The organism is Streptomyces sp. NPDC017520 (assembly GCF_044329855.1).
Taxonomy (GTDB): Bacteria; Actinomycetota; Actinomycetes; order Streptomycetales; family Streptomycetaceae; genus Streptomyces.
Genome location: NZ_JBIRKB010000005.1, coordinates 367,355 through 389,536 on the forward strand (window position 1 = coordinate 367,355; position 22,182 = coordinate 389,536).

Here is a 22,182-nt window from a genome sequence, read left to right on the forward strand (position 1 = left end):
CCACAGGACAGGACCTAGGCTGCGACCCTGCACCGGCACCGACCCGAGGAGCACACCCGCATGCAGGACGCCGTCTCCGAACTCCCCTTCCCCGACGCCCTCCGCCCCGAAGCGTCCCCCGCGCCGCATCCGCTGCTCGCCCCGGTGACGGGCTACCTCGGCACCTGGCGCGGCACCGGACGCGGCGGATATCCGACGCTGGAGGCGGACTTCACCTACGCGCAGGAGGTCACGTTCAGCCACGACGGGCGGCCCTTTCTCACGTACGAGGCCCGGGCCTGGCTGATCGACGCGGACGGGCGTCCCCTGCGGCCGTCCGCCCGTGAGACCGGATGGTGGCGTCTGCAGCCGGACGGGCGGGTGGAGGCCCTGATCACCCAGCCCACCGGCATCGCGGAGATCTCCGTCGGCCACGCCCGCGACGGCGTCGTGGACCTCGCCACCGAGCAGGTGTCCCTCGCCCCCACGGCCAAGGAGGTCGACGCCACCCGCCGCCGCTACACCCTGACGGATCCGGACACGCTCGCCTTCGTCCACGACCTCGCGGCGGTCGGCCGGCCGCTCCAGCACCACCTGTCGGCGCGGCTCCGCCGGGAAGCCCCTGGCCAGGGCGTTTAGGGCCTCTTGTTGCCGGAGTGTGACCAAGGACGTGCATGGAGGACGGGCCACAGGGCAGGTGGACGGGAAGCCAGGAGAACAGGAGCACTTCCCCGATGTCCCTTCCCTCGTACCCGGATTCCCCGTACCCGGGGCAGCCCGCCGCCGACCACGACCCCTACGGCGCCCAGGCGCCCGCCCGGACGAACGGCTTCGCCGTCGCCGCACTCGTGCTCGGCCTCCTCGCCTGCCTGTTCTTCTGGACCGTGGTGGGCGGGCTGCTGCTCGGCCTGCTCGCCGTCGTCTTCGGGATCATCGCCGCGCTCCGTACCCGCCAGGGCCGCGCGCCGCGCCGGGTGATGGCGATAGTCGGCGCGGCGTTCGGGGCGCTCGGACTCATCGGTTCCGCCATCCTCCTCGTCGTGGCCGTCTCCGTGCTCGACTCCCAGGAGTTCAGGGACCTCGAGGACTGCATGAACCAAGCCAACGGCCAGGCGGCCGAGGACCGGTGCGCACAGGACTTCATCGACGAACTGACCAACTGACGGATCCGCACACCTGTCCGCCCCCTCCCGGCGGCGCGCCGCCGGTTGCACCCGCACCGGGTGTTTGCCACGGTGTCCCTGGGCAGGCGGCCCGGTGATCTCCGGGCCTCACCGCTCGGTGGACCGTCCGCAACGGAGTACAGAGCAGAGAGAAGGAGGGTTCGATGTCATCGAAGCGACGTCGTAAGAAGAAGGCCCGCCGCAAGAACGGCGCGAACCACGGCAAGCGTCCCCAGAGCTGAGACCACGCCGCGGCCCCACCGGGCGGAGGAGCCCGGTGGGGCCGCGGCGGTTTCCGTGGGCCGGGGGAGGGCCGTGCGGAACTCGGGTCCTGAGGGTGATGCCCGATGCGTGCCGGGTTCACACCCCGGGCGGGGCCGTGGGCTCCGTTCCCGCACGGGCGCAGACCGAAGCGGCAGTCCCGGCCGCGTACTCCAGCATCGCCTTCGTCCGCCCGACGGACAGCGCCGGGTCCCAGCCCGCCTCCGTTCCCAGCCAGGTCAGCATCCCCGCCATGAACGCGTCACCCGCGCCGATGGTGTTCACCACCCGCACCGGCAGGGCCGGGACCGAGACCGCGGGAGCGTCATGGACGTACGCGGTGGCGCCTTCCGGCCCCCGGGTCATCACCACCAGCCGCCCCTCCCCGGCGAGCGCCCGGCAGCTGGCCTCCGGGGCCGCGTCCGGCCACAGACGCGCCAGATCCTCGTCGCTCGCCTTCACGACCCGCGCCAGGGAGCACAGCTCGCGCAGCCTGCCGAGGCTCCGTACGGGGTCCAGGGTGCGGTCCTCGCGCACATTGGGGTCCACCACCAGGAGCCCCGCGCCGGCGGCCGCCCGCGCGGTGGCGGCCACGACACCGGCCGCCGGCGCCACGACCGCGGCGAGCCCGCCCACGTACACCGCGCCGAAGCGCGCCGCCTCCGCCGTCCGGTCGGGCAGCTCGAAGGTCGCCGTGTCACGGAGGTGGAAGCGGTACGTGTTCCCGTGATCGCCCGGGTCGGCCACCGCGAGCGCCGTCGGCAGCGACGACCGGCCGCTCAGCGAGAGATCGACGCCCGCACCGGCCAGCCATGCCTCGATGCTCTCCGCGAAGGCGTCGTCGCCGAGCCCGCCCACGAAGGACGGCCGCAGGCCGAGGCGGGCCAGGCCCACCGCGACGTTCGCGGGCGCGCCGCCCGGCTGGGCCGCCCGGATCGCGGCGTCACCTCCGGTCGGCACCAGATCCACCAGCGCCTCACCGAGCACGAGGACGGAACCGCGATCCGGGGCGGGCGAAGGCACGGAACCCGTCACGGCTCCACCACGATCTTGCGGCCGATCCCCGCCCGGAAGCGCTCGATCGCCTGCGGGTACTGCTCCAGCGGCAGCCGGTCACTGATGAACACCGACGCGTCGAGCACCCCGCTCGCGAAGAGCGCCGCGGCCCGCTCGTAACTGTGCAGGACCGCCATCGAACCGGTGATGGTGATCTCCTGGTTGTAGATCCGGTACGGCTCGATCACCGCGGTGGTGGCGTAGTCGGAGACCCCGAACTGGAGGAACGTGCCACCCTTGGCGACCCTCCCCAGACCATCCTGGATGGCCCCGGCGTTGCCAGTGGCGTCGATGACGACGTCCCAGCCGCCCGGGCGGTCCAGCTCATCCGCGAGGGCCGCCGCGCCCGTACAGCCCAGGGTCTCCGCGGTGGCCAGCCGCTGGGCGTTGACGTCCAGCACGTCCACCGACGCGGCGCCGGTGCGCTTGGCCAGCTCCAGCATCATCAGCCCCATGGTCCCGGAGCCGTAGATCAGCACCTGCGCCCCGAGGTTGCCGTTGAGGACGTCGTAGCCCCGCACCGCGCAGGACAGCGGCTCGATGAGCGCCGCGTCCCGGACGTCGATGTGTTCCGGCAGCGGGACGCAGTTGGCGACGGGCGCCACCGCGAACTCGGCCGCGCCCCCGGGCACGGTGACACCGATCGCCGCCCAGTTGTCGCAGAGGTTGCCCCGGCCCGAACGGCAGTAGCGGCACTCGTGGCAGTGCAGCGAGGGGTCCACGGCCACCTTGTCGCCGACGGACAGCTCCGTGACGTCCGCGCCGAGCCCCACGACCTCCCCGGCGAACTCATGACCCGGCACGATCGGCAGCATCGGCGCGAACTCGCCCTGGAGGATGTGCAGATCCGTCCCGCACAGCCCGCACGACGCCACCTTGACGACCACGTCACGCGGACCGGGCGTGGGATCCGGGACGGTGGTCACGGAGACCTTGCCGACGGCTTCGACGATGGCTGCCCTCATTTGACTGCTCCCAGCGAGAGGCCCTGGACGAGTTTGTCCTGGGCGGCGTAGCCGGCGACGAGCACCGGCAGGGACACGACCACGGACGCCGCGCACAACTGGGCGAGGAAGAGGCCCTGGCTGGTGACGAAGGTGGTCAGATGGACGGGGGCGGTCCCGGCGACGACGCCGGTCAGCACCCGTGCGAACAACAGCTCGTTCCAGCTGAAGATGAAGCAGATCAGGGCGGTCGCGGCGATGCCGGGGCCGGCGACCGGGGCGACGACACGGCGCAGCACCGTCGGCAGCCGGGCCCCGTCGACCTGAGCCGCCTCGATGATGGAGACGGGGACGTCCGCGAGGAAGGACTGCATCATCCACACCGCGATCGGCAGGTTCATCGAGGTGTAGAGGAGGACCAGCAGCCAGATGTTGTCCAGCAGCCCCGTGTTCTTCGCGAACAGGTACACCGGCAGCAGCCCGGCGACCACCGGCAGCATCTTGGTGGACAGGAAGAAGAACATCACGTCCGTCCACTTGCGCACCCGCCGGATGGACAGCGCGTACGCGGCCGGAAGCGCGAGCAGCAGCACCAGCACGGTCGAGAAGAACGAGGCCGCGAGCGAGTTGACCAGCGGCGGCCACGGCGTCGGGCCGCCCCCGCCGCCGAAGAAGGTGCGGTAGCCGTCCAGCGTCAGCGCGGCGGCGATCGACGGCGGGTTGGTCGCCGCGTCGGCCTCCGCGTGGAAGGACGTCAGCACCATCCACAGGGCGGGCAGGCAGAACCCGATGCCCACGACCCAGGCGGCCACGCCCAGGGCGGCGGAGCGCCGACGGGCCTTGCGCGTAGCGGCGTTGACAGACGCGGGTGCTGGTACGGACGCGCGTGCGGATGTCACGGTCGAGGCGCTCATGCGCGGCTCGCCTCCTCACGGAAGAGGGAGGAGACCGTCCGGAGCGCGAAGGTGGCGATGATGATCGTGCCGATCACCACGACCACGCCCGCCGCCGACGCCAGCCCGTACTCATGGGCCCGGTAGAAGGTCTCGTAGACGGTGTACGGGAGGTTGGCGGTGCCCAGACCGCCGGAGGTGATCGTGAACACCGCGTCGAAGTTCTGCACGATGTACACCGACCCGAGCAGGATGCCGAGTTCGAGGTAGCGGCGCAGATGCGGCAGGGTCAGATAGCGGAACATCTGCCAAGGGCCGGCGCCGTCCAGCCGCGCGGCCTCCATGATCTCGGCCGGCCGGCTCTGCAGCCCGGCCAGCAGGATCAGCATCATGAACGGCGTCCACTGCCACACGAGCGACGCCTCGATGGCGACCAGCGGCATCTGGGACGTCCACTCGGGCTGCGCGATCGACTCGATGCCGAAAAGCTCGCCGAACCAGGTGAGCGCCCCGTTGAACAGCCCGTACTCGGGGTTGTACAGCGCGTGCTTCCACAGCAGCGCGGCCGAGACCGGCACCAGCAGGAACGGGGTGATCAGCAGGGTGCGCACGAACCCGCGGCCGAAGAAGGCGCGGTCCAGCAGCAGGGCGAAGAGGAGCCCCAGCACGACGCTGACGATCACGACGGACGCGGTGAGGACGACGGTCGTCACGACCGATTCGCGCAGCGCCTCGTCGGTGAAGACGGAGGCGTAGTTGGAGAACCCGGTGAAGTGGCGCTTCTCCGGCTTGAGGGAGTTCCAGTCGAAGAGCGAGATCACCAGGGTCGCCACGAAGGGCAGTTGGGTGACGGCGATCAGGAAGACCAGCGCCGGCAGCAGGGGAGCGCGGGTCGCCCAGGCACGGCGTCGGCGACCACCGCCCGGCTTCTTCGCAGGGACCGGCGGCGATGTGGTCTCTCTGGTTGCGGTGACGGTCATCGGTACTCCTCCGCGACCTTCTCGGCCAGCTTCTGGGAGGCGGCGAGTGCGGCGTCCACCGACTGGCGGCCCGCGATGGCGGAGCTGATCTCCTGCGCCACCCGGGTGCCCAGGTCGGTGAACTCCGGTACGCCGACGAACTGGATGCCCGCCGTCGGGCGGGGCTGGGTGCCCGGATTCTTCGGATCGGCCTCGGAGATGGCCCGCTCGGTGACGTCCGCGAACGCGCCCGCCTCCGCCCGGTAGTCGGGGTTGGCGTAGGTGGAGGCCCGTTTGCCGGCGGGCACGTTGGACCAGCCGCTGGTGGCCCCGACGAGCTCCTCGTACTCCTTGCCGGAGGCCCAGGACACGAACTCCCAGGCGTCGTCCGCCTTCTTGGACGCCTTCTGCAACCCCCAGGCCCAGGTGTAGAGCCAGCCCGAGCTCTTGGTCTGCTCCACCGGGGCGGGGACGTACCCGATCTTTCCCTTCACCGGGGAGCCCTCCGCCTCCAGGGACCCGGCGCCCGCCGTGGCGTCGTACCACATGGCGGTCTTGCCCTGGGTCATGTTGTTCAGGCACTCGGCGTATCCGGACTGCGGGGCGCCGAGCTCCCCGTGCTCGCGCACCAGGTCAACGTAGAACTTGGTCGCCTTCTTGAACTCCGGTGCGGTCAGGCGCGGTTCCCAGTCCTCGGTGAACCAGGTGCCGCCCATCGTGTTGACGACCGTGGTGAGCGGGGCGATGACCTCTCCCCAGCCCGGCAGCCCGCGCAGACAGATGCCCTTCATTCCGCGTTCCGCCCCGTCCGTCTGCTCGGCGAGCTTCGCCACCTGCTCCCAGGTCGGCTTCCCGGGCATGGTGAGGCCCTGCCTCTCGAAGACGTCCTTGCGGTACATGAGGAAGGACGACTCGCCGTAGAAGGGCTGGGCGTAGAGCTTGCCGTCCTCGGCGGTCAGCGATTCCCGCAGAGGCTGGAGGATGTCCTCCTGGTCGAAGGCGGCGTCGGCCTTCGCGTAGTCGTCGAGGGGGTGCAGCCAGCCGTTCTTCGCGAAGAACGGCAGCTCGAAGTTGCTGATGGTGGCGACGTCGTACTGACCGGCCTGGTTGGAGAAGTCCTGGCTGATCTTGTCGCGTACGTCGTTCTCGGGCAGCACCGTGAAGTGGACCTTGATGCCGGTCTCCTCCGTGAAGTGCTTCGCGGTCAGCTTCTGTAGTTCGACCATCTGCGGGTTGTTCACCATCAGTACGTTCAGCGCGTCGCCGCCCCCGAAGGAGGTCCCGCCCGCTCCGGCGCAGCCGGTCGCGAGCAGGGCCAGTGCGGCGGTCACGGCGCGGGCCCGGCCGCGTACACGTGGTCGGCTGCGGCGTCCTGGATGGGGCATGGGGGCTCCTGATCAGTCGTAGCGGCTCGGTGATCGGGTCGGTGCGGGCATGGCGAAGCGGGCTCCGGCGGTGCGGAGGAGCGGTGATGCAGGGTGTGGGTGTGGGTGTGGGTGCGGGGGCCGTGCGGTGGGCGGGTAGGTGGGTGGGCTGGTGGGGGTGGGCCGGTCGGGCAGGGGAGGTCGGCCGGGCTGACGGGTCCGGTCAGACGCGGATGACCTGGGGCCCCAGGAGGGAGTAGCGCTGAGCCTCGGCGGAGGAGAGCCCGGCGTCGGTGACGATCGCTTCGAAGTCGCCGACCCCGGCGAACCGGCAGAAGCTCACCGCTCCGAACTTGCTGTGGATCCCGGCGAAGATCCTGCGCCGCGAGCTGCGCAGTGCCTGCGCCTTCACCTCGGCGACGGCGGGGTCCGGGGTGGTGAGGCCGTACTCGCGGGAGATGCCGTTGGCTCCGAGATACGCGAGGTCGATGACGAAGTCCGCGAGCATCCGGGAGGCCCAGTGGTCCACGGTCGCCATCGTCGAGCCGCGCACCCGGCCGCCCAGCAGCAGCACCGAGGTCTTCTCGGCCCCGGCGAGGGAGGTGGCGACGGTCAGGGAAGCGGTGACCACGGTCAGGGGCCGGTCCTGGGGGAGCGCCTCGGCGATGAGCTGCGGGGTGAAGCCCTCGTCGACGAAGACCGTCTCGGCGTCGCCGAGCAGATCGGCGGCGGCGGTCGCGATCCGCGACTTCTGCGGAACGTTGCGTGTGGTGCGGACGGCGAGCGTGGTCTCGAATCCGGCCGACTCCACCGGGTAGGCGCCGCCGTGGGTCCGGCGGACGAGTCCGTGCTCCTCCAGTACGTGCAGATCGCGGCGGACGGTCTCCTTGGCCACCTTGAACAGGTCCGCGAGGGCGTTCACTCCGACCGACCCCTCTCGCCGGGCCGTGGCCAGAATTCCCCGACGGCGTTCCTCGGTGTCCACGGCGCACATCCCTGGTCGCTGCTGGGCCCGTTGCGGGCGGAGCCCGTCTGTCCGTTCGGGCTCATGTGTCGTTTGTACAAGCAGCCCCGGGGCGACTACCAGCCGCTTCACCGGATCCCCTCAGCCCGATCGTGCCCGTTTCCCTTGCGTGATGGCGCTGGTCATGCCCAGGACGGCCGCCGGTCCGGTCACTGGGGCTGCCCGCTCTCCTGTGATCCGCGCCCGAATGGCGCCCGAAGTGCGGAGCCCCGGCGTCCGCGGTACCCGGGAAGGGGCACGCGCAGGCCGGGGCAAGGGGGCGCGGGAACGTTGGGGCAAGGGCCCGGGAAGGACGGGGTGCGGGCCCGGGAAGGACGGGGTGCAGGGCCCGGGCGGTGCCGGGCGGGCTCAGGTCGCCGCTCAGCCCACGTCAGGAGAGAAGGGCGCTGTCCTCGCCCTCGCTGCGGTGCGAACGGGTCACCGCGGCCCTGCCCGGCGCCTCCGGATAGAACCGCTTGGCCCAGCGCCGGAACGGCCCGATCGGTCCGTCACCGGAAGCCAGCCTGGGCGGCTGCTGATACTGCTTGTGGTGCCAGATCGGGAAATCGGCGGCGGTGAACTCGCAACTGGACCGGAAGACGGGGCGGTCCAGGAGCCGCGCCGCGGTACGGCTGACGATCCGGGCGAGCCCGGGCGGCAGCCGCCCCGGCTCGTCGAAGGCGATGCGGTTCAGCTGGCGGAACTGCATCCGGTTGGGCCCGATGGCAGTCGGCATCACCATCGTGCACATCCGCAGCCCGAAGCGGGGTGTGTGGACGTCGGCGTGCAGGCAGCCGAGTCCATAGCCGTCCACCTTCACGTCGACGGTGAAGTCGCCCACGAGCGGCGCCGACTCGTGGGCCCGCATGGCGACGTGGAACTTCGCGTCGTCGTACGCCACGGGGCCGTCGATCTCGGCCTTCGCCCAGCCGTGCAGGGTGGCGAAGTGCCCGAGGTCGACCGAGTTCTCGATGACCTCCTGGACGTTGCCGGCCAGCTCCCAGGCGGCCGTACGCGCGGGCCTGTGTCCGATCTCGTGCCACTGCGGGACGGACCAGTCCGGATCCCGGCCGTCGTGGTGCCGCCAGACGAAGACGCCCCCGTTCACCTCCTGGACGGGCAGCTGCCTCAGCGGGGACCGCGGCGGCGGCGTGCCGTACCCCGTGCGCACACAGGTGCCGTCGGGTCCGAACGAGAAGAAGTGGAAGGGGCACGTGAGATCCTCCCCCTCGACCTTCGCCAGACCGAGATGCGCCCCCAGGTGCGGGCAGTACGGACGGACGGCGCGGAGCGCCCCCGTACCGGTGCGGTACAGGACGACGTCGCGCCCCGCGAGTGGCCGGGTGAGCACGGTGCCCGGCCGCAGCTCGTGCGAGAAGGCCAGGGCGGACCAGCCGCTCGGATAGGGCAGGGCCGTCGCTCCCGCCGCATCGGCCGGTGTCGGACCCTCACTGATGGTGCGCCCGTACTCACGTGCCACTCCCACGACTCCCCCTCCATGATCGGTTCGCACGGAGGCTGCCCAGAGCCGCCCCGAAATCCTCCCGACACGCCGCACCGCACCCGAACGGGTCGGATGGGTGCGACGTGTTGACGGACCGGGTCCGCGCCCGTCAGAGCTCGTCGCCGAAAGCCTCCGCCAGCTCACGCCATGCGGCACGCGGCAGGCCGGCGCCGCCCTCCTCGGCGGTGAGCACCTGCAACGCGACGTGGTCGGCGCCGGCGTCGAAGTACTCCCGGGTCCGGCGCCTCACCTGTCCGGCGTCGCCCAGCGCGAAGAGGGCGTCGAGCAGACGGACGCTGCCGCCGCCGTCGAAGTCGCCTTCCGTGAATCCCAGACGCAGCAGATTGTCGGTGTAGTTGGGCAACCGCAGATACATCTCCAGCATCGTCCGTGCGGTGGTGCGGGCCCGGTCGAGGTCGGTGTCCAGCACCACGGTCAGCTCCGGGGCAAGCAGCGCGTCGGGGCCGAGCGCCTCACGGGCCTCCGCGGTGTGCTCGGTGGTGACGAGATAGGGGTGCGCCCCCAGCGACCGGCCGGCCGCGAGCTTCAGCATCTTCGGGCCGAGGGCCGCCAGGACCCGGTGATCGGAACCCACGGACGGTTCGGCGGCGTCGAGCGCGTCGAGGTAGGAAACCATCGCGCTGTACGGCTTCGCGTACTGCGGCACCATCGGGCCGTGGCTGACGCCAAGACCGAGGACGAAGCGACCGCGCGCCGCCGGGTCGATCGCCGCGATCGCGGCCGCCGCCTCCTCGGCCGTGTGGTTCCAGATGGACAGGATGCCGGTGGCCACCGTGATGGACCGGGTGGCGGCCACGACGGCCGCCGCGTCCTCGGGCGTCGGGCTGCCCCCGATCCAGACCGTGCCGTACCTCAGTGCTTCGAGCTCGGCGACCGCCTCCGCGATCGCCTTCCCGCCCGCGTCGTCCACCCGTGAAGCGTGCAGGGCGCCGCTCCAGATTCCCACGCGTCCGAATGCCCTGCCCGTTCCGGCAATCTCAGAAGTCATGGTGTGGTCAACCACGGCCGGTCCCGCGTATTCCCGACCTGACGGCGATTCACCCGTCCGGACGCGCGGAGCGGGGGAGGGCCTCTCCAGCGGGTGCCACGAGCGTCTTCACTCCCCCGGAACGTCCCCCTCCTGAACGTCCCCCTCCTGAACGTCCTCCTGAACGTCCTTCATGAACACGACTCCGTCGATACGGGCCAGGTGCGCCGGGTCGAGCGGGGCGTACCCGAAGTACGGGGATGTGCGCCGGACGGGGCCCGCGGCACCGAGGACGGCGGCCAGTTCGGAGGCGTCCACCAGGCAGGAATCCTCCGGGAGCGCGTACAGGGTTCCTTCGAGGGTGTCCGGCGGCGGAACGCCGACCCCCTGGTGCCTCATCGTGCCGAAGGCGGTGGCCAGGAAGCCGTACTCCTCGCCCAGGCGGGCGTCGACGACGGCGCCCGCGCTCCACCACTCCAGCCGCCGGCCGCCCATCCGCATCGAGCTCATGTCCCGCTGGAGATGGCTGTTGTGGGCGTGCACCAGAACCGGCCCCCGCTCGGCGAGCGCGAGGAGATTGCCGGCCATCATCTGGTCCCGCAGGCCCGTCAGCCGTGACAGCCGGCTCGGTGACGTGTCCGCCATCCAGAAGTGGTACCGCAGCAGCCCCGAGGCGGCCCGTGCGTACAGCTGCGCCCGGTCGAACGCGTCCCGCGAGGCCACCGCGATCAGGTGCGGCGTCCACGCGTCGAGCAGAGCGCCCAGGTCATCGGCGAGCAGGCGCAGTCGCCCGGCCTCGGCCGACCGCCCGAAGGACGCGGACGGATCCAGCATCGCCGCCGGGTCGGTCCACCGGTCGTCCGAGCCCAGGAGGCGGTCGAGCGTTCCGGCGGTGCAGGGCAGCAGGCCCGGGTCCACGTGGTCGGCGAGAACGCGGTGCAGCGAGGTGAGGGCCTCGCGCGGGCTCGCCGCGTACGCCATCTCCAGCGGCCCGTCGAAGCCGGCGAAGCGGACCCGGTCGGGCCCGGGCCGGCCGTCGTTGAACGCGCGCATCCAGCCGACCAGTTCACGATTGGCAGCCGACTCGCCGAGTCCGTGGCCGAACCCCCGCTCCATCGCCTCGTCGAGCGTGCCCGCGCCCGTCGTCACGTAGTCGTCCACCAGCAGCCCCGCCACGCAGTCGCTCTCGATGGTGATGGTGCGGTAGCCCTCCCGTTCGACGAGCTGCCGGAAGAGCGCGTTGCGCAGCAGGAGAGGGGCGTCCACCCCGTGGGTGGGCTCGCCCAGAGTCAGCACTCGGGGCGGGGAGGCGAACAGCCCCATGACGGAAGCCGTGTCGACGGCGTGGGCGATGTCCTTGATGTCGTTGGCCATGGCTTCAACCGTATCGTTGAACCCTCGGTTGAAACTTTTACGCGCTACCTTGGGACGCATGCGGCAGAACCCTCAAACAGCGGTACGGCTCCGGCCCGTAGATCTGGCCCGTCGGCACGGGTTGTCGACGCAGGCCGTCAGGAACTACGAGGCGGCGGGAATCCTCCCGGCCGCCGGGCGCACCCCCCACGGCTACCGCACCTACGCGCCGCTGCACGCGTACGCCCTCGCGGCGTTCCTCGCGCTGGTTCCCGGGCATGGGCACGGGACCGCAGCGTCGATCATGCGGGCGGTGAACCGCGACGATCAGGAGGAGGCGTTCCGCGTCGTCGACGAGAGCCACGCCCAGCTCCTGGAGGACCGGCGCACTCTGCAAGCGGTCGAGCGGGCCCTCGGTGATCTGGGGCCCGGCGTCGCCCCCGCACCCGACGACGCGGCGAGCGACGGGATGTTCGTCGGACCGCTGGCCAGGAAGCTGGGAATCAGGCCCGCCACGCTGCGGAAGTGGGAGCGCGCCGGACTCGTGACCCCGCGCCGCGACCCGCGGACCGGCTACCGGGTGTACGCCGAGGCCGACGTACGGGACGCCGGACTGGCCCACCAGCTCAGGCGGGGCGGCTACCGTCTTGAGCAGATCGCGCCGCTGATCGCCCAGGTCCGGGCGGCCGGCGGTCTGGAGCCGCTGGCGGCCGCCCTGCGCGACTGGCACGCCCGGCTGGCCGCGCGGGGGAGGGCGATGCTGGCCGGGGCCGCCGAGCTGGACACCTACCTCCGCCACGTACACGACGCCCCCTGACGGAACAGCAGCGGGCGGCCGGCACGGCACGTACGCCGGACGGGGGCAAGGTTCCCGCCGCCCCGCCCGGTCCCGTCAGGCGGGCAGACGCCCCAGCAGTGCCGCGAAGTCCGTGCCCGCGGGAAGCGTGCCGAAGGCGAGCCCCTGGTCCCCCGCGAGGCGGGACGCGCAGAACGCGTCGGCCACCGCCGCCGGTGCGTGGCGCACCAGCAGTGAGCCCTGGAGCACGAGAGCGGCCCGTTCGACGACCCGGCGGGCCCGGAGCTGCGCGTCCTTGGTGCGCGTCAGCTCGGCCCGCAACTCCCGCCAGGCCGTGTCGAGGCGCGCGTCTGCCCCGGCCGCCGCCTCGATCTCGGCGTGGAAGGCCTCCAGCGAGGCGGGCTCCCGCGTCAACGCCCGCAGCATGTCGAGGGCGTTGACATTGCCGGAGCCCTCCCAGATGCCGTTGAGCGGGGCTTCGCGGTACAGCCGCGGCATGCCGGACGCCTCGTCGTACCCGTTGCCACCGAGGCACTCCAGCGCCTCGGCCACCGCCACCGGCTGCCGCTTGCACACCCAGTACTTGCCGATGGCCGTGGCCAGGCGCAGGAAGGCGCGTTCCCCGTCGTCCCCCCGGTTGGCGCGGTCGGCGGCCCCCGCCAGGCGCAGGGCCAGGGTCGTGGCGGCCTCGGACTCCAGGGACAGGTCCGCCAGGACATTGCGCATCAGGGGCTGGTCGAACAGCCGGGCGCCGAACACCGAGCGGTGGCGCGCGTGATGGGCCGCCTGCGCGAGCGCGGCACGGATGCCGGCGGCGGAACCGAGCACGCAGTCGAGCCGGGTCATCGTCACCATGTCGATGATGGTGCGCACGCCCTTGCCCTCGTCACCGACGAGCCAGGCCACGGTGTCGTCGAACTCTGGCTCGCTGGACGCGTTGGAACGGTTGCCGAGCTTGTCCTTGAGCCGCTGGATGCGGAAGGTGTTCCGGCTCCCGTCCGACAGCACACGCGGCACCAGGAAGCACGACAGACCGCCGGGCGACTGGGCGAGTACCAGGAAGAGATCGTTCATCGGCGCGCTGGTGAACCACTTGTGCCCGCGCAGCCGCCAGGTGCCGTCGGCCTGCTCGGCGGCGGCCGTGGTGTTGGCACGCACATCGGTGCCGCCCTGCTTCTCCGTCATCCCCATGCCGGCGAGCAGGCCGCGTTTGCCGGCGGGGGCGCTCAGCCCGGGCTGGTACACGCGGCTGGTCAGGAGCGGTTCGTACGTCTTGGCGAGGTCGGGGGAGCGGCGCAGCGCCGGGACGACGGCGTACGTCATCGAGACCGGGCACAGGTGGCCCTGCTCCAGCATCGTGGCCAGCATGAAGCCGCCGGCGCGGGCGACATGGGCCCCGGGGCGCATCTCGGCCCAGGCGGCGCCCGCCAGCCCCGCCCGCACCGAGGCGTCCATCAGCGAGTGGTAGGCGGGGTGGAACTCGACCTCGTCGACGCGGTGGCCGAAGCGGTCGTGGGTACGCAGCTCCGGCTCGTGGCGGTTGGCCTGGTCGGCCCAGCGCTGCGCCTCTTCGCTGCCGACGTACCGGCCGAAGCGGTGCAGCTCGTCCAGGTGCCATCCGGCGCCCTCGCGGCGTACCCCTTCGAGCAGCACCGCGTCGTCGGCGGCGTCGTGACCGGTGAGCGGAGGCGGCTGGTTCGTCACCTCGTGCGTCACGGCGGTCGGGTTGCTGCGTGGTGCGGTGGGCGTGGGCATCGGTTCTCCTCCGGGAGACGGGGCGGCGGGTTGCGGCACACGGGGCACGGGCACGAGGGGGTGCGGCCCGGGTCAGGGAGGCGTGGAATGGTCAGGGGCCGCGCCGGCGCAGCGCAGGGCCAAGGCGGTGAGACGGGTGACGAGCCGGTCCGTGTCGTACGCGGCCGAGGTGCTCAGCGGGTACACGAGGACCTCGCCGACGGCGCCGGTCAGCGCCGCGGCGGTGATCTCCGCGTCCTGGTCCGGCAGCAGGCCCGCGGCGACCCCCTCGCCGATCACCGCGGCGAACAGCGCCCGGTAGCGGCGCCGGAAGTCGAGACGTTCCGCGCCGACCGCGGGTTCGGCGGGCGCCGCGAGCAGCGCGTACGCCAGACCGTGGTTCTCCAGGGCGCGGCGGGCGAACACCTCCACCCCCCGGCGCAACCGCCCGGCGGGGTCGCCGTCGCTCTTCAGCACCTCGCCCAGCACGTCCACCTCACGCTGTGCGGCGCGCCGGAAGACCTCCACGGCCAGCGCGGACTTGGACGAGAAGTGCTGGTAGACCGAGCCGGCGGCGATCCCGGCCGCGTCGGCGACAGCGGTCACGGACGCCTGCGCCCAGCCGACCTCCGCCACGACCTCGGTGGCGCGGGCGACGAGACGCTCCCGGGCGGCTTCGAGCCGACGGAGCTCGGCCGGTGTCTTGCGGTAGGCCATGAATGAAGTGAATCACCATTCAGAGTTTCCCGCCATGCTCGGCGAGCCCCAAGCCCTGCTGGGCAGCGCCGGAAGCCTCGCCGCGACGGCCGGCACCGCTGCGTGGCTCCGGCGGACGCGCCGAGCCCGAGGCCGTGCGCGCCCGTGCACGAACCGGTGCGGGGCCGCGCGGGTCAGTGCGGGGTGGGCCGGTAGGTGAGCTCCTGGGTACGGCCGTCGAGCGTCCGGCTCCCGATCAGTTCGAGGTCGAAGTCGGCCGCGCCCCGCAGGACCGGTTCCGTACCGGTCCGACCGGTGATGACGGGGAAGAGCGTCACTTGGACGCGGTCCACCAGGCCGGCGGCCATCAGCGCCCGGTTCATCGACAGGCTGCCGTGCGAGCGCAACGGCACATCGGACTCTTCCTTGAGGCGGGCGACGACGTCGACGGCGTCGCCGTTCGCGACGGTCGCGTCCGGCCAGTCGAGGGGCTCATCGAGGGTGGTCGACACCACCGTCGCCGGCAGGCTCCTCATCCGCGTGACCCACGCGTCACCGGCGCCCGACTCCTCCGCGGCCGGGTCCAGCAGCCGCACGAAGTCCCGGTAGGTGTGGGCCCCGAAGACCATCCGCTGCTCCTCGCCGTACAGCGACAGCCGGTGTTCGAGCAGCTCGGGCCCCTGCTTGCCCCAGTAGCCGCCCCAGTCGCCGTCACCGTTGTAGGAGCCGAAACCGTCGAGGCTGGAAAAGACGTCGAAGGTGTAGATAGCGGTCATGATGCTCTCCCGGGTGAGTCCGCTCGATGGACATAGGTACAGACTGCGTCCGGTGGGAGAACTCATCGGGTGGAAGGCCACCGGGCCACCGCCCTTCTTCGGCCCCTGTCCTCGTTCCCCCCGTCATCCCTCCCCCTGTGCAAGGAGTACGTACGTTGTCGTCGCCGTCCGGACCGGTCGCCGCCATGGAACGCCACCAGGTCGCCGTCTATGTGGGAGCGCTGGCCGCCGGGGGTCTGGTGGGCCGGGTGGCGCCCGGTGCTGGGCCGGGCCTGGAACACGCGATCAACCCGGTGCTGGCCGCCCTGCTGTACGTGACGTTCCTGCAAGTACCCGCCGCCGAACTGGTCCGCTCGGTGCGGGCGGGCCGCTTCCTGGCCGCGACGCTGGTGGTGAACTTCCTCGTGGTGCCGCTGGTGGTCGCCGCGATGTTCACCTTCCTTCCGGACGACCGGGCGGTCCGCCTCGGCGTGCTGCTGGTCCTCCTGGCCCCGTGCATCGACTATGTGATCGTCTTCAGCGGGCTCGCCGGCGGCAGCAGTGAACGTCTGCTCGCCGCCACCCCGTTGCTGCTGCTCGCCCAGATGCTGCTGCTGCCGGTCTATCTGTTCCTGTTCATGGGCCCGGACCTGGCGGAAGTGGTGGAGGCCGGACCGTTCATCGAGGCGTTCGCCGTGCTGATCGTCATTCCGCTCGCGCTGGCCTGGCTCACCCAGGTGTGGGCCGCACGCCGCCCGGCCGGGCAGAGGACCGCCGACGCGATGGGCGCGACCATGGTGCCGCTGATGGCCGCCGTCCTGCTCACCGTGGTCGCCTCCCAGGTACCGAAGCTCGGCGACGCGGGCAGCCTGGGCGACGTGGGCCGTGTCGTGCCGTTCTACGTGCTCTTCCTCGTCGTGATGGCGTTCGCCGGGCTCGGTGTCGCCCGCCTGTTCCGCCTGGCGGCCCCGGACGGGCGGGCGATCGTGTTCACGGGCGCGACCCGCAACTCCCTGGTCGTCCTGCCCCTCGCCCTGGCGCTGCCGGACACGCTCGCCGTCGCCGCCGTGGTCGTGGTCACCCAGACCCTGGTCGAGGTGATCGGCATGGTCGTCTACGTCAGAGCCGTGCCCCGGCTGCTGCCGCTGCGGAGCTGATCCGACCGGCCCGCGACGCCCCCGGTCCGGGTGCCGCCACAGATCAGCCGCCCGACACGACCATGGAAGGTGACGAGGCGTCGCTCAGGAGACGGCCCAGGCCAGCGGGGTGTCGAGGTTGAGGTTGCCGTTCCTCAGGAACACGCGCTGGGCGGTGTCGACCCGGCTGGTGTCCTCGTGTGCCGCCTCCTTCTTCATCTCCACGACACGGGCGTCGAGGAAGGTGTCGAGGTACCGGGTTTCGTCGCCCCCCTCGGCGGGCGTACGGGCGTCGGCCCTGGCCTCGGCGCGGATGCTGTCGAAGCCCGACTGCCCGTGCATGACGATGGCGTCGTAACAGGCGAACTGCCCGAGCACCCGCAGCCCGTCGCTCTTCGCCCGGGACACGGAGGGGCCGAAGTAGACGCGGTCACGCTCGTGTTCCTGCGCCGCGCGGAACTCGGGGGTCGCCGCGGCCTGCTCCCACGCAGCCGTGAAGCCGGGGTCAAGGCCCTCGTGGGAGTCGCTCCCGTCGACCGCGCGGAGCGCCGGGAGGTACGCGGCCAGCGGATTGTCCGGCACCTTGTCCGTGTAGTACTCGACGAGTTCGAGCATGTCGCCCGTACCGGAACAGAAGCCGATGATGCCGGCCGTGTAGCCGCGCCCGTCGCCGATGTCCTCGATGTAGTCGAATGGCTCGCGCCACTGGAGCAGGAGTTCTCGGCCGTCGAGACGATCCGCATGGCGACCTGGTGCGGGGTGACCACCCGCCGGGCGCGAGCCCGTGACGCCTATGGGGTCTTCTGTACGTGAGTGGTGTCGCTGTCCAGGGGGGCGCCGTCCGCGCCGGCCGGCGCGAGGTCTGGCACGGGGTTGCCGTGCCGGTCGACCAGTACGGAGTGGGGCTCGCCCGGCGCGAAAGCGTGCTGCTCGCCCCACTGCCGCAGGGTGAGGATGACCGGGAACAGTGCGCGGCCGGCGTCGGTGAGGGCGTACTCCCGGCGGCGGCCCGACGGTGCGGTGCGCTGGGCGAGGACCCCGTGGGCGAGGAGCTTGCGGAGGCGGTCGGTGAGGATGTTGCGCGCGATGCCGGTCCGCCGCTGGAACTCGGTGAACGAGGCCGCGCCGTCCATCGCGTCACGGATGACGAGAAGGCTCCACCGGTCGCCGACGAGGTCGAGGGTGCGGGCGACGGGGCAGCCGGGATCCGTCCATTGCGCGTCCGGGGCGTGCAGGGGTGCGCCTGACATGACACCTCTCAATCAGTTGCAGATTGAAACCATCATGCCGTACCGTCCAATCGGTTGCAAAACGCTACTGATTGAATGGGGTTGTGATGAACGCAGGGCATCGAATGCTGCTGGCGGTGGTGTGCGGCGTCGCTGTGGCGAGCGTTTACGCCGCGCAGCCGGTTCTGGAGCCGATGGGACGCGATCTCGGCGTGCCGACGGAGCTCACCGGCTGGTTCGTGGCCGCCGGTCAGTTCGGCTACCTGGCGGGCCTGTTGCTGCTGGTGCCGCTCGGTGATGTGGTCGACAGACGCCGCCTCATCGCCGTGCAGTTGGCGGTCACCTCGGTGGGCATGATGCTCACGGCCTTGTCGTCGGCCGCGTGGCAGGCGTTCGCGGGGCTGGCGACGGCCGGGGTGTTCGCGGTCGTGGTGCAGATCGCGGTGGCCTACGCGGCGTCGGCCTCCCGTCCCGCCGAACGTGGACGGAACATCGGGGTGGTGACCTCGGGCGTCGTGGTCGGCATTCTGGGTGCGCGGGTCGCGTCCGGTGCGCTCGCCGACATGTGGGGCTGGCGCGGCGTCTACGCCGTGCTCGCGGTGCTCTCCGTCGGGCTCGCCGCACTGGTGTCGGCCGTACTGCCTCCGGACCCGGTGACTTCCCCCGCGAAGTACCGCGAGGCTGTCTGCTCGCTCGGCCGGCTGCTGGGGCAGCGCACCTTCCTGACGCGCGGCCTCGTCGCGTTCTTCCTGTTCGCCTCGTTCGGAACCCTGTGGAGCGGGCTGTCCACGCCGCTGGCGGGCGGGCCCTGGCAGCTGAGCGAGACGCACATCGGGCTGTTCGGCATCGCGGGCCTGGCCGGCGCGCTCGGCGCGGCGCGCGCCGGACGGTGGGCGGACGCCGGGCGCGCGACCCCGGTCAGCGGCCTCGCGCTCGCCGTCCTGATCCTCTCGTGGGTGGCGATCGCCCAGCTCCCGTGGTCCCTGTGGCTCCTGATCATCGGAATCGTCGCCCTCGACTTCGCGGTCCAGACGGTGCATGTGAGCAACCAGCACGTGCTCACCGCTACGTATCCGGATCGCCTGAGCGGCGTCATCGGGGGCTACATGGTCTTCTACTCACTCGGCTCCGCCCTCGGCGCGGCGGCGACCACGGCGACCTTCACCACCTACGGCTGGACGGGCTCCAGCCTCCTGGGATCCGGATTCGCGGCCTGCGCGCTGGTTGTCTGGCTGGTCGTCAAGGCGGGCTCCCGGAGCGACACCGCGGGCGCGGTCCCGCTCCCGGTCCGCCGTGGCCGGGCGCCGCACTCAGTGGTCGGAACACCGGAGGAGTGACGCCTCGTCGTGTCGGTGTCCCACAACTGTTCAGCCCGACGCCGGTCCGATGCGGTGATCCCCGGTCAGCGGCGGCCGGCGGTAAGGACGACGAGGAACTGGCCGCCGCCCGACTCGATGCCGGCGGTCACCGGCAGCCCCGGTACCAGTCGGGAGAATCGGTCCACCAGCCAATCCGCCGCTTCCTGGGCGTCCTGCCTGGTCGGACAGCGGCCCACCATCTCGCGGCCCCCCTTGCGCTCCAGGCGGGAGGCCACAGCGATCAGCGGCGCGGGTTCGACCACGTACAGACGGTCCGGCCAGGCGATGGACACCTTGACCGCGCCCTTGCGGGAGTTGCACCCGCGGTGCGCGAGTCGCTCGGCGACCTTGGCCTTCCGATCGGCGGTCCGGCTGTCGACACTGGGGCCCTGCTGGTCGTTTACCGACTTGTCGGGGTCGACCGGTTCGTCGCACACCCAGCACAGCCAGCCATCGCGCTCGGCCACATCATGGAGAAGGCTCATCCGAGCAAACTAGCCCCTCTGGCCGCCACCCCGTGCACCGGGCCACGGTGGAGTCCCGCGGTGGCCACGGCCGGAGCTCGTCACCTCCGGCCGACCTCGCAATCCACGGCGCGGCCTCGGCCTTCGACCGGCAACGAGCATCCCCGTCAGCCCGGCCGGGCTCAGTCGATCTTCTTGATCACCCGGGCGGGCACGCCCGCGACCACGGTGCCGGCCGGAACGTCACGCGTGACCACCGCACCCGCGGCGACCACCGCACCGGCACCGATGGTCACCCCTTGCGTGATCACGGCAGCTGTCCCGATCCAGACGTCGTCCTCGATGACGTTCCGTGCGACCTGGGCTGTCGCTGAACGGAAGGACGTTCAGCCGGGACGTCGCATCAGTCACCTCCACGATCCGCTCCGCGTGACGCGCGAACTCAGGCGTGCGGACATACATGACCTGCTCTGTGCGGGTAGACATGTGCTGATCCCACCACCGTGCGCAACACACAATCAAACAACTCCGCAACCCGAGAGACACAACCAATGGTTGTGGAAGCAGGGCAGGAAGCGTTGGATGTCAGTGCTGCGGACGCTTGCGGCCGCCGCAACGGGTGGACCACTGACCGGACGACCGGATCACCGGCACGCTCGGGCGTCGCGAGCCCCTGGGGGCTTGGCCTGGCGATAGCCGGTGAGGCCGTCCGCCAGCTCATCCTCGTCACCGTCGCGTTGTGCGTAGAGGGCCTGTTGGAGGGCGAAGGTGCCGCGGATCGCGGCGATCCGTCCGGCCGTCGAGGCGTTGTTCCAGCCGCCGAGCGCCAGTACCCGGTCCAGCAGCTCCTCCCCATAGCCGGCTCCGACGGCTGCCAGGTCCTCGGCGGGGTCGCCCAAGGTGACCTCGTCCCAGTCGATGACACCTCTGAGGCGTGGCACACCGTCCGAGAGCTCCCACAGGACGTTCTCACCGCCGAGGTCGCCGTGGACCACTGCCGAAGTGAGCGGGGGAAGGCCGTCGAGCGCGGCGAGTTCGCGCGCGGCACGCTCCCGGCCGCCGTCGGACATCAGCGGGAACAGCTCGGCGCGCACTCCCGCCGCGAACTCCGGCCACTGACGCTCGGGGGCCGCCGAAAGCGCGGCGCGCGCCCTCTCGTCCCTGCCCGCGGCGATGAGCCTGGAGAGGAGCCCGGCGTACTGCTCGGCCACCGCCTCGGCGACGTCGGCGCCCTCGAGCGCGGCATCGTCCAAGGGCGCGCCGGGGATCCGGCTCAGCACGAGGTAGGGGGGTTCGTCCGTGCCCGGGCCGCCGCCCTGGGCGAGCGGGCGCGGGGTGCGGAAGCCGAGGTCGAGCCCGGCGAGGGCGCGCAGGGCGGCGGCCCGCGCGGGCAGCCGCCCTGCGGCGGCTTCGGTGCGGGCGAAGCACACCACGTGCTCCGATCCGACGACGACATGGTGGAACTGCCCGTGGCGGATGGTGAGTTCTTCCTGCTTGTCATCGGGCAGCAGGCGGGTCACGAGGTCGCGGTGCGTCTCCACGATGTCCATGGTGGGGAACTCTCCATTTCTCAGGCTTACGGAAGCCTTCACGTGGTGGGTTCGACAAGTTTCTCCGCGCTGAGCCGTGATGGCTGCCCTGGCGCTACTGCCCAGGGCCGATCACGTCGGAAAAATGATGGGGCCAACGCGTGGCATTGACCGATCATGTACGGATGACCGACCAGCCGGCGATGAGTACCTTGACCTTGCGGCACAGGATCCCGGACGACTGGGCTGCGGACCCCTGGGCCGAGGTGCGCCCCCTGATCGACGGCATGGACGTTCTGAGGGCGGTCCACCCGGAAGCGATGGCACGCAGCCGCCGGCACTGGACAGGTCCTACCGAGAGCTGGCCGTTGGCGGTCACGGAGGACCCGCGCAGGGTCAACATCGGCGAGCCGCCCTGCACCGCCGGTTGCTGCGGCGCTCTGTACGTCACCATGCGCCGCGAGGGGGACCGGGTGATCTGGGACGACTGGGAGAACACCAGCAACGCCACTGCCCTGCCCGCGGACTGTTGGTTCGACGTGGCCCAGTACGAAGCCGAACTCGCCCGGGCCGCAGCGGACCGCAGCTGGGAAGAGCCGGTGGACACCATCGCCCGGCTGCTTCGTCAGACCCTTGCGGACAGCGGCTGGTTCGAGCAGTGGGGCTGCGTCCTCACGAATGTGTCGCCACGACGCGAGGAGCCCGACATGCCCGAGGAGTTCACCAGCCCCGAGGGTGTCGATGTCAGCTTTGACGAGGTTCACGCATCGGGGACGGCTGCACGTTTTCACTGGTACGACTTGTTCACCACCCACGAGCAGCCCGTGGAGGAGCAAGCACGGCAGCTCGCGGCCCGCATTCTGGCGGACGACCCGCGGAAGACCGCTGAGCGCGAAGAACACTGAGGACCGGGCGAGGGAACGCACGAGCCGAGAGAGGCCACATCCTCAACGGGCCACCCATGCCGAGGCGGCTTCGCCTTGACCCCCTCTGCTGACGTCCGCGCGGGGGCGCTTGC

22 protein-coding genes and 2 pseudogenes are annotated in these 22,182 nt (G+C 71.4%); 7 read left to right on the plus strand and 17 right to left on the minus strand.

Annotation, left to right across the window (positions count from 1 at the left end; all coding sequences use genetic code 11):
* Positions 1-60: 60 nt before the first annotated feature.
* The 3 genes from ACH4KB_RS14985 to ACH4KB_RS14995 all read left to right on the plus strand — a co-directional run bounded on the left by ACH4KB_RS14985 (position 61) and on the right by ACH4KB_RS14995 (position 1,384).
* Positions 61-618, plus strand: coding sequence for an FABP family protein (locus tag ACH4KB_RS14985; protein WP_398066373.1), 558 nt, complete (start codon positions 61-63; stop codon positions 616-618).
* A 95-nt stretch (positions 619-713) separates the two neighbouring features.
* Positions 714-1,142, plus strand: a complete 429-nt coding sequence (locus ACH4KB_RS14990) for a DUF4190 domain-containing protein (RefSeq protein ID WP_398066374.1) — start codon at positions 714-716, stop codon at positions 1,140-1,142.
* Between the two features lie 164 nt (positions 1,143-1,306).
* Positions 1,307-1,384, plus strand: a complete 78-nt coding sequence (locus tag ACH4KB_RS14995) for a 50S ribosomal protein bL37 (RefSeq protein WP_370454205.1) — start codon at positions 1,307-1,309, stop codon at positions 1,382-1,384.
* 118 nt (positions 1,385-1,502) lie between these two features.
* Here the strand turns inward: ACH4KB_RS14995 and ACH4KB_RS15000 are convergent, their stop codons facing one another.
* The 9 genes from ACH4KB_RS15000 to ACH4KB_RS15040 form a co-directional block, all read right to left on the minus strand.
* Positions 1,503-2,438, minus strand: coding sequence for a PfkB family carbohydrate kinase (locus ACH4KB_RS15000; RefSeq protein ID WP_398066375.1), 936 nt, complete (start codon positions 2,436-2,438; stop codon positions 1,503-1,505).
* Entirely contained in the window at positions 2,435-3,424 is a 990-nt protein-coding gene (locus ACH4KB_RS15005) for a zinc-dependent alcohol dehydrogenase family protein (protein WP_398066376.1), read from the minus strand. The genes ACH4KB_RS15000 and ACH4KB_RS15005 overlap by 4 nt, the downstream gene beginning before the upstream one ends.
* Complete coding sequence (locus ACH4KB_RS15010) at positions 3,421-4,317, minus strand: carbohydrate ABC transporter permease (RefSeq protein WP_398066377.1); 897 nt, start codon at positions 4,315-4,317, stop codon at positions 3,421-3,423. Before ACH4KB_RS15010 ends, ACH4KB_RS15005 begins: the two co-directional genes overlap by 4 nt.
* The gene (locus ACH4KB_RS15015) at positions 4,314-5,276 is read right to left on the minus strand and encodes a carbohydrate ABC transporter permease (protein ID WP_398066378.1); all 963 of its coding nucleotides are present in this window, start codon (positions 5,274-5,276) and stop codon (positions 4,314-4,316) included. The genes ACH4KB_RS15010 and ACH4KB_RS15015 overlap by 4 nt, the downstream gene beginning before the upstream one ends.
* Positions 5,273-6,640 carry an ABC transporter substrate-binding protein gene (locus ACH4KB_RS15020; protein WP_398066379.1) on the minus strand — a complete coding sequence of 456 codons (1,368 nt, stop codon included), beginning with the start codon at positions 6,638-6,640 and terminating at the stop codon, positions 5,273-5,275. Before ACH4KB_RS15020 ends, ACH4KB_RS15015 begins: the two co-directional genes overlap by 4 nt.
* 202 nt (positions 6,641-6,842) lie before the next feature.
* Positions 6,843-7,604 (minus strand): DeoR/GlpR family DNA-binding transcription regulator, encoded by a 762-nt coding sequence (locus ACH4KB_RS15025; RefSeq protein WP_398066380.1) that lies wholly within the window; start codon positions 7,602-7,604, stop codon positions 6,843-6,845.
* Between the two features lie 409 nt (positions 7,605-8,013).
* Positions 8,014-9,108: a Rieske 2Fe-2S domain-containing protein gene (locus tag ACH4KB_RS15030; RefSeq protein ID WP_398066381.1), complete on the minus strand. Its 1,095-nt coding sequence runs from the start codon at positions 9,106-9,108 to the stop codon at positions 8,014-8,016.
* 127 nt (positions 9,109-9,235) lie between these two features.
* Positions 9,236-10,135: an LLM class F420-dependent oxidoreductase gene (locus ACH4KB_RS15035; RefSeq protein ID WP_398066382.1), complete on the minus strand. Its 900-nt coding sequence runs from the start codon at positions 10,133-10,135 to the stop codon at positions 9,236-9,238.
* Between the two features lie 108 nt (positions 10,136-10,243).
* Positions 10,244-11,488 carry an erythromycin esterase family protein gene (locus ACH4KB_RS15040; RefSeq protein WP_398066383.1) on the minus strand — a complete coding sequence of 415 codons (1,245 nt, stop codon included), beginning with the start codon at positions 11,486-11,488 and terminating at the stop codon, positions 10,244-10,246.
* A gap of 58 nt (positions 11,489-11,546) precedes the next feature.
* Between ACH4KB_RS15040 and ACH4KB_RS15045 the strand changes: the two genes are divergently transcribed.
* Positions 11,547-12,284 (plus strand): TioE family transcriptional regulator, encoded by a 738-nt coding sequence (locus tag ACH4KB_RS15045; protein ID WP_398066384.1) that lies wholly within the window; start codon positions 11,547-11,549, stop codon positions 12,282-12,284.
* 75 nt (positions 12,285-12,359) lie between these two features.
* Here ACH4KB_RS15045 and ACH4KB_RS15050 read toward each other — a convergent pair whose 3' ends face one another.
* From ACH4KB_RS15050 to ACH4KB_RS15060, 3 genes are all read right to left on the minus strand, one after another.
* Positions 12,360-14,018, minus strand: coding sequence for an acyl-CoA dehydrogenase family protein (locus tag ACH4KB_RS15050; RefSeq protein WP_398066385.1), 1,659 nt, complete (start codon positions 14,016-14,018; stop codon positions 12,360-12,362).
* 72 nt (positions 14,019-14,090) lie between these two features.
* Entirely contained in the window at positions 14,091-14,714 is a 624-nt protein-coding gene (locus tag ACH4KB_RS15055; RefSeq protein ID WP_398066386.1) for a TetR/AcrR family transcriptional regulator, read from the minus strand.
* Positions 14,715-14,887: 173 nt separating this feature from the next.
* Positions 14,888-15,469 (minus strand): dihydrofolate reductase family protein, encoded by a 582-nt coding sequence (locus ACH4KB_RS15060; protein WP_398066387.1) that lies wholly within the window; start codon positions 15,467-15,469, stop codon positions 14,888-14,890.
* A 185-nt stretch (positions 15,470-15,654) separates the two neighbouring features.
* Here ACH4KB_RS15060 and ACH4KB_RS15065 point away from each other — a divergent pair, with 185 nt between their 5' ends.
* Positions 15,655-16,605 carry an arsenic resistance protein gene (locus ACH4KB_RS15065; RefSeq protein ID WP_398066542.1) on the plus strand — a complete coding sequence of 317 codons (951 nt, stop codon included), beginning with the start codon at positions 15,655-15,657 and terminating at the stop codon, positions 16,603-16,605.
* A gap of 84 nt (positions 16,606-16,689) precedes the next feature.
* On the opposite strand, the pseudogene ACH4KB_RS15070 reads toward ACH4KB_RS15065, so the two are convergent.
* Together ACH4KB_RS15070 and ACH4KB_RS15075 are read right to left on the minus strand one after the other, a co-directional pair.
* Positions 16,690-17,333, minus strand: a pseudogene (locus ACH4KB_RS15070) (chitosanase); the annotation flags it as partial.
* Positions 17,334-17,375: 42 nt separating this feature from the next.
* On the minus strand, positions 17,376-17,834 hold the full coding sequence (locus tag ACH4KB_RS15075; RefSeq protein ID WP_398066388.1) for a winged helix-turn-helix transcriptional regulator: 459 nt from the start codon (positions 17,832-17,834) through the stop codon (positions 17,376-17,378).
* Positions 17,835-17,920: 86 nt separating this feature from the next.
* On the opposite strand from ACH4KB_RS15075, the gene ACH4KB_RS15080 reads away from it, so the two are divergent.
* Positions 17,921-19,150: an MFS transporter gene (locus ACH4KB_RS15080; protein ID WP_398066389.1), complete on the plus strand. Its 1,230-nt coding sequence runs from the start codon at positions 17,921-17,923 to the stop codon at positions 19,148-19,150.
* Between the two features lie 65 nt (positions 19,151-19,215).
* Here the strand turns inward: ACH4KB_RS15080 and ACH4KB_RS15085 are convergent, their stop codons facing one another.
* The 3 genes and pseudogenes from ACH4KB_RS15085 to vph all read right to left on the minus strand — a co-directional run bounded on the left by ACH4KB_RS15085 (position 19,216) and on the right by vph (position 21,185).
* The gene (locus ACH4KB_RS15085) at positions 19,216-19,656 is read right to left on the minus strand and encodes a hypothetical protein (protein WP_361336620.1); all 441 of its coding nucleotides are present in this window, start codon (positions 19,654-19,656) and stop codon (positions 19,216-19,218) included.
* 161 nt (positions 19,657-19,817) lie between these two features.
* A pseudogene (locus tag ACH4KB_RS15090) lies at positions 19,818-20,097 on the minus strand (DapH/DapD/GlmU-related protein).
* A gap of 182 nt (positions 20,098-20,279) precedes the next feature.
* Positions 20,280-21,185 carry a viomycin phosphotransferase gene (vph, locus tag ACH4KB_RS15095; protein WP_398066390.1) on the minus strand — a complete coding sequence of 302 codons (906 nt, stop codon included), beginning with the start codon at positions 21,183-21,185 and terminating at the stop codon, positions 20,280-20,282.
* A gap of 164 nt (positions 21,186-21,349) precedes the next feature.
* Here vph and ACH4KB_RS15100 point away from each other — a divergent pair, with 164 nt between their 5' ends.
* Entirely contained in the window at positions 21,350-22,069 is a 720-nt protein-coding gene (locus ACH4KB_RS15100) for a hypothetical protein (protein WP_398066391.1), read from the plus strand.
* Positions 22,070-22,182 lie beyond the last annotated feature (113 nt).